General features: G+C 49.9%; 3 protein-coding genes and 1 rRNA gene. 2 read left to right on the forward strand and 2 right to left on the reverse strand.

What is annotated here, in order from left to right; translation table 11 throughout:
• Nucleotides 1-443 precede the first annotated feature (443 nt).
• Together ppc and ACRCZA_RS07365 are read left to right on the forward strand one after the other, a co-directional pair.
• The gene (gene ppc / locus ACRCZA_RS07360) at nucleotides 444-3,113 is read left to right on the forward strand and encodes a phosphoenolpyruvate carboxylase (protein ID WP_438673805.1); all 2,670 of its coding nucleotides are present in this window, start codon (nucleotides 444-446) and stop codon (nucleotides 3,111-3,113) included.
• A complete protein-coding gene (locus ACRCZA_RS07365) occupies nucleotides 3,113-3,658 on the forward strand; it encodes a DUF1439 domain-containing protein (protein ID WP_438673806.1) in 546 nt (181 codons plus the stop codon). The genes ppc and ACRCZA_RS07365 overlap by 1 nt, the downstream gene beginning before the upstream one ends.
• 105 nt (nucleotides 3,659-3,763) lie before the next feature.
• On the opposite strand, the gene ACRCZA_RS07370 is transcribed toward ACRCZA_RS07365, so the two are convergent.
• Together ACRCZA_RS07370 and rrf are read right to left on the reverse strand one after the other, a co-directional pair.
• Nucleotides 3,764-5,038: a CinA family nicotinamide mononucleotide deamidase-related protein gene (locus ACRCZA_RS07370; protein WP_438673807.1), complete on the reverse strand. Its 1,275-nt coding sequence runs from the start codon at nucleotides 5,036-5,038 to the stop codon at nucleotides 3,764-3,766.
• Between the two features lie 292 nt (nucleotides 5,039-5,330).
• A 5S ribosomal RNA gene (gene rrf / locus ACRCZA_RS07375) occupies nucleotides 5,331-5,411 on the reverse strand; the annotation flags it as partial.

Consider the following 5,411-nt stretch of genomic DNA (forward strand, 5'->3'; position numbering starts at 1 on the left):
AAGCTAGACTATCACAACGATCTATTTATGCAATATATGTGAATATATATTTTTTAAAATTTCCTGCATCATCTCCTCATCACCTCCCAGGTAACATCACAAAAGTATTACAAGCGCGAATGACTTTACGGCGCTAACGCCTTCATTAGCCACTCGCGACACCTTCCTCGCCAACCACACCTTAGCTCCCCAGCCCTTAAGGGGTGATGGCTAATAGTCAAAAATGATGCAGTTGATATTCACTCGCGCAAAATATCAAAAGAAATTGCGTGACATCGCATTTATTTTGAATATTCTTCAGTTATCAAGCTAAAAGATTGAACATAAGATAAGTCAGTCGTATAAGTTATCGGCTGCGCTGTTGACCATAGTACCCACTGGTAGGTATTGTGCTAACGGGCTAAATGTCATGCGGAATTTGTGTTTTTCTATTCGGAGTAACTATGGGTATAACCAAGACAGATAATATGACCGATATGTATGCGTCATTAAGATCGAACGTGAGTATGTTAGGGCAAATTCTTGGCGATACCATGCGCACCCACCTCGGGGATGCGTTTCTCGATAAGGTTGAGCAAATCCGCAAACTGGCAAAAGATTCACGCCGGGGAGATGAGGCCGCCAGAGAGCAAATGCTTGAACTGCTCACCGCGCTGCCGGATGAAGAATTAGTCCCCTTTGCCAAAGCCTTTAACCAGTTCCTCAATCTAGCGAATATTGCCGAACAATTTCATACCATTAGTCGCAATTGTGACGAACTGGTCTGCGTGCCCGATCCGGTAGAACAGCTTCTCGGACGCATGCTCAATGGCCGTGTCGATCAAAGCAAAATGCTCGATTGCCTGAAGACACTCGATATCGATCTGGTGCTCACCGCCCATCCAACGGAAATCTCACGGCGCACCCTCATTCAAAAATACGCCGCCATTGTTGATTGCCTTACCGAGCAAGAGAATGACCAACTCTCGGAGCGTGAACGCCAACAAATTAATCTGCGCCTGCGCCAACTCATCGCCCAAATATGGCACACCAATGAGATCCGCCGCGAGCGGCCAACCCCGGTTGATGAAGCGCGCTGGGGCTTATCGACCATCGAAGAATCCCTCTGGCATGCAGTGCCTGACTTTTTAAGGCAGCTTAACGATCAGGTGCAGCAACGTACTGGTCAACAGTTACCGATTGATATTGCCCCTGTGCGCTTTTCAAGTTGGATGGGCGGCGATCGCGATGGCAACCCCTTTGTCACCGCCAAAGTCACTGAAGAAGTGCTCGACCGCAACCGACACGCTGCCGCTCGATTATTCTTAAAAGACATCGTGCTGCTGGTTGGCGAGCTATCCATGGAAGAGGCGAATGACGAATTAAAGGCCTATACCAACAACAGTTGCGAGCCCTATCGCCACGTGCTGCGCTGTCTGCGGCAAAAACTGCGTAATACTATCGATTACTTAAATGCGCGCATCGAAGGTCATCATCCAGAGGTCGATAAGTCGACCTTAATTTGGCAAGAAAGCGATCTCAAGCTACCACTGGAGATGCTCTACAACAGTTTAACCGATTGCGGGATGCGCCTAATTGCCAACGGCTTACTCCTTGATATCCTGCGCCGCCTCGCCTGTTTTGGCATCCACATGTTAAGACTGGATATTCGCCAAGACGCCGGGCGCCACAGCGATGTGATTGCCGAACTGACCCGTTATCTCGGCATGGGAGATTTCAGCCATTGGGACGAAACTGAAAAGCAAGCCTTTCTGCTGCGCGAGCTCAGTAACCGCCGGCCGCTGCTCCCCAATAACTGGCAACCCTCAGAGGATGTCGCCGAAGTGCTGAGCACCTGCCGCTTAATCGCCAAACACCCCGCGAAGGCACTGGGCTCCTATGTGATCTCAATGGCGAGCAAACCGTCGGATGTCTTAACCGTATTACTGTTATTAAAAGAAACCGGCTGCTCCCACCCCATGCGCGTGGTGCCACTGTTTGAAACCCTAAGCGACTTAAACAATGCCGCAAAATGTATCACCGATTTACTCAATATTGATTGGTATCGCGGTTACACCAAAGGCATGCAAGAGGTGATGATCGGTTACTCCGACTCCGCCAAAGATGCTGGCGTGATGGCGGCAGCGTGGGCACAGTATCGGGCGCAGGAGCAGTTAGTCGCGGTATGTGAACAGGCCGGCGTCAAACTCACCTTATTCCATGGCCGTGGCGGCAGCATTGGCCGTGGCGGTGGCCCTGCGCATAAAGCCATCCTTTCCCAGCCACCCGGCTCTGTGGATGGTCGCATTCGCGTCACCGAGCAGGGTGAAATGATCCGTTTTAAATTTGGCCTACCGAAACTTGCGCTGCAAAGTCTGGCGCTCTACACCTCAGCAGTGTTAGAGGCGACCTTATTACCGCCACCGGAGCCGAAACAACAATGGCGCAACTGCATGGAGCGCATCGCGCTAGAGTCAGTGGGAGCTTATCGCGGCATTGTCCGAGAGCAGCCTGATTTTGTTGCTTATTTTCGCGCGGCCACGCCGGAGGTTGAGTTGGGCAAACTGCCATTAGGCAGCCGCCCAGCTAAACGCCGCGTAGATGGCGGCATCGAAAGCTTGCGCGCCATCCCGTGGATTTTTGCTTGGTCACAAAATCGCTTAATGTTACCCGCATGGCTTGGGGCCGGAGAAGCCTTAGAGGCCGCGATTGAACGAGGAGAGATGAGCTTACTGCAGGAGATGGAGCAACAATGGCCATTTTTTAGCACCCGGATTTCGATGCTCGAAATGGTCTATGCCAAGGCAGAGCCGAATCTAGCGCGCTATTATGAGAGCTGTTTAGTGCCGAGCCATTTGCACCACTTAGGTGAAACCTTGCGCCAGCGTCTAGATCTGGGGATCCAAGTCGTGCTCAAGCTAACTCAATCGGACAGTTTAATGGCACATACACCATGGAACCGCGAATCGGTTAAACTGCGTAATCCCTATATCGATCCGTTAAACTTCTTACAAACTGAGCTATTGGCCCGGACGCGTAAGGAAACCACCGAAACCCCGGCTTCTGAGCATGTGCAGCTGGCGTTAATGCTGACCATCGCCGGCGTGGCCGCAGGAATGAGAAACACAGGTTAATGAAGACATTTATCCGCACAATTGGCTTAGGTCTGACGGTACTGCTTAGCGGCTGCGCTACGCAGTACAGCATCAGCGAGCGCGAAATGGAACAGTACCTCAGTAAAGAGATCCACTTTGAGGTCAAGCAAGGTACTCAACTGATTGGCGCTGAAATCCGCATCAATGATATTGCCGTCCGCCTCGGTGAAAAGCCGGACACCATGAGCGTCAGTGCCACCACTAAGGTCACGATTAACAATCCGCTATTGCCTCTCAATGCGCATCTAACGACGACTTTTGAAGCTAAGCCTTGGTATGACAATAAGACCCACAGTGTCTACCTACGCCAGCTTGAACTGGTCAAGGTCGAGTCCACTCCGAAAGACATTGAAAGAGCCATCAACAGCGCCACACCACAGCTGATGAGTTATTTGCGAGTCTTTTTAGAAAATCAGCCAGTCTACGTCCTTGATACTAAAGATAGTAATCAAGCGTTAATGGCTAAAATGACCGAGAGTATCCAAGTTGTCCCCGGTAAATTAGTGCTGAAATTTACCCCATAACGTATTTGCTACGCCACTATGGCAAACGCCAACAAAAATGCTCCCTCGGGAGCATTTTACTAATGGATAGTCGCTGTCACTGTGACCGAGCTGCAAAGCACCAAACTACTTATTAAATCGGCCAATCGAAGGATAATCAACAACCACGGCTTCGCCCAACAGTTCCCGCCTTAACATATCGTAAGCCACTGCTGCGGATAGACTACGGACTAAATCCCGAGAACGTCTAGGTAACTTAATCATCTGGCTATAAACCCCTTGGCGCGTAGCAAGAGCAATCGCCACCGTGCCAACAGGTTTCGCCTCAGTCCCCCCATCAGGGCCAGCAATACCACTGGTTGCGAGGGCAAAATCACTATCCAAGATGCTTCGCACCCCTTTTGCCATTGCTTCTACAGTCTGGATCGATACTGCGCCGTGATCATCTAAGATCGCTGGACTCACGCCCAATACCCGCACCTTCGACTCATTGCTATAGGTGACGAGCCCTTGGTGTAAATAGCTAGAGCTTCCTGAAAAATCAACCAATTGACTGGTAAGCATTCCGCCAGTACAAGATTCCGCAATACTTAAACTTTGCCCAGAATGAAGCAATCTATGGTGAATCTCCTCCGCAAGCGTTGCCCGATCCTCGGCCACGATAGCAATACCGAGCACCTGCTTAATGTGGCCAACCACGCGTGGCAATAGGTTAATCGCCGTCTCACCACGGGCAAAGATTTTAATCTCGATATGAGGCATCGAAGAGCGATAGCCGATAGTGATCCCATCAGGTAAATCGAGCGGCGCTAACTTATCAGCCAAAGCCGACTCACCATGGCCTATAGTGAGTAATTTTTTAAGGGCAACCTTTTCAGTTAGGTGAAAGGTTTCGCGGACAAAAGGAAGAAAGTGCTCATTAACCATGTGCTTAAACTCAAAGGGCACACCAGGAGTAAAAAATAACCACGCCCGATTGAGTTTAACCCTAAAACCACAAGCCGTTCCCACAGGATTATCGACCATCACCGCTGACGCCGGCAGCATCGCTTGCTTAAGATTACTCAGGGGCATTTCTCGATTATTCCGGCTAAACCAATCTTCTAAATGCTGCCGCCACAGCGCATTCTCGACCAGTGGTTCCGCTTTCGCTTGAGCCATCGCCTCCGCAGACATATCATCACTGGTCGGCCCTAAACCGCCATTCACTAAAATCACATCCGCATGCAGGCTACGTTCTTGAAATACCGCGATCAAATCCTCAAGCCGATCACCAACCGTCACGCGACGTTGCAGCTCTATGCCATGCTCCATCATAGTGCTAGCAAACCAAGCGGCATTAGTATCAACAATCTGACCCGATAACACCTCTTCCCCAGTGCAAATCATCTCTAACTTCATTCCAGCCCCCAGGCTAACGATCAATCACAATAGCAGCTAAGGTAAGTAACCCTTGCAGCAATAGCAATAGCCAACGTCACTCAAGACTTGAGCTAAGGAGTTACCATCAACAATCTAGGCGCATATCCAGCAAGCCTGCAGACCTGACGAAATGGATGATAAAAGCCATTGATGATAAAAACTAAGAGGAGTTCTGATGTCAAAAGGAGTAAAAACAGATACAACATAGAATAAAGTAGCGTGCAGATGCAAAAAAGCCCTAGCGTTAACTAGGGCTTCATTGGTATTAGGCGCTTGGCGATGCCCTACTCTCACATGGGGAGACCCCACACTACCATCGGCGCAATTGCGTTTCACTTCTGAGTTCGGGATG

The sequence above is a fragment of the Shewanella sp. genome, from assembly GCF_051658185.1.
GTDB lineage: Bacteria > Pseudomonadota > Gammaproteobacteria > Enterobacterales > Shewanellaceae > Shewanella.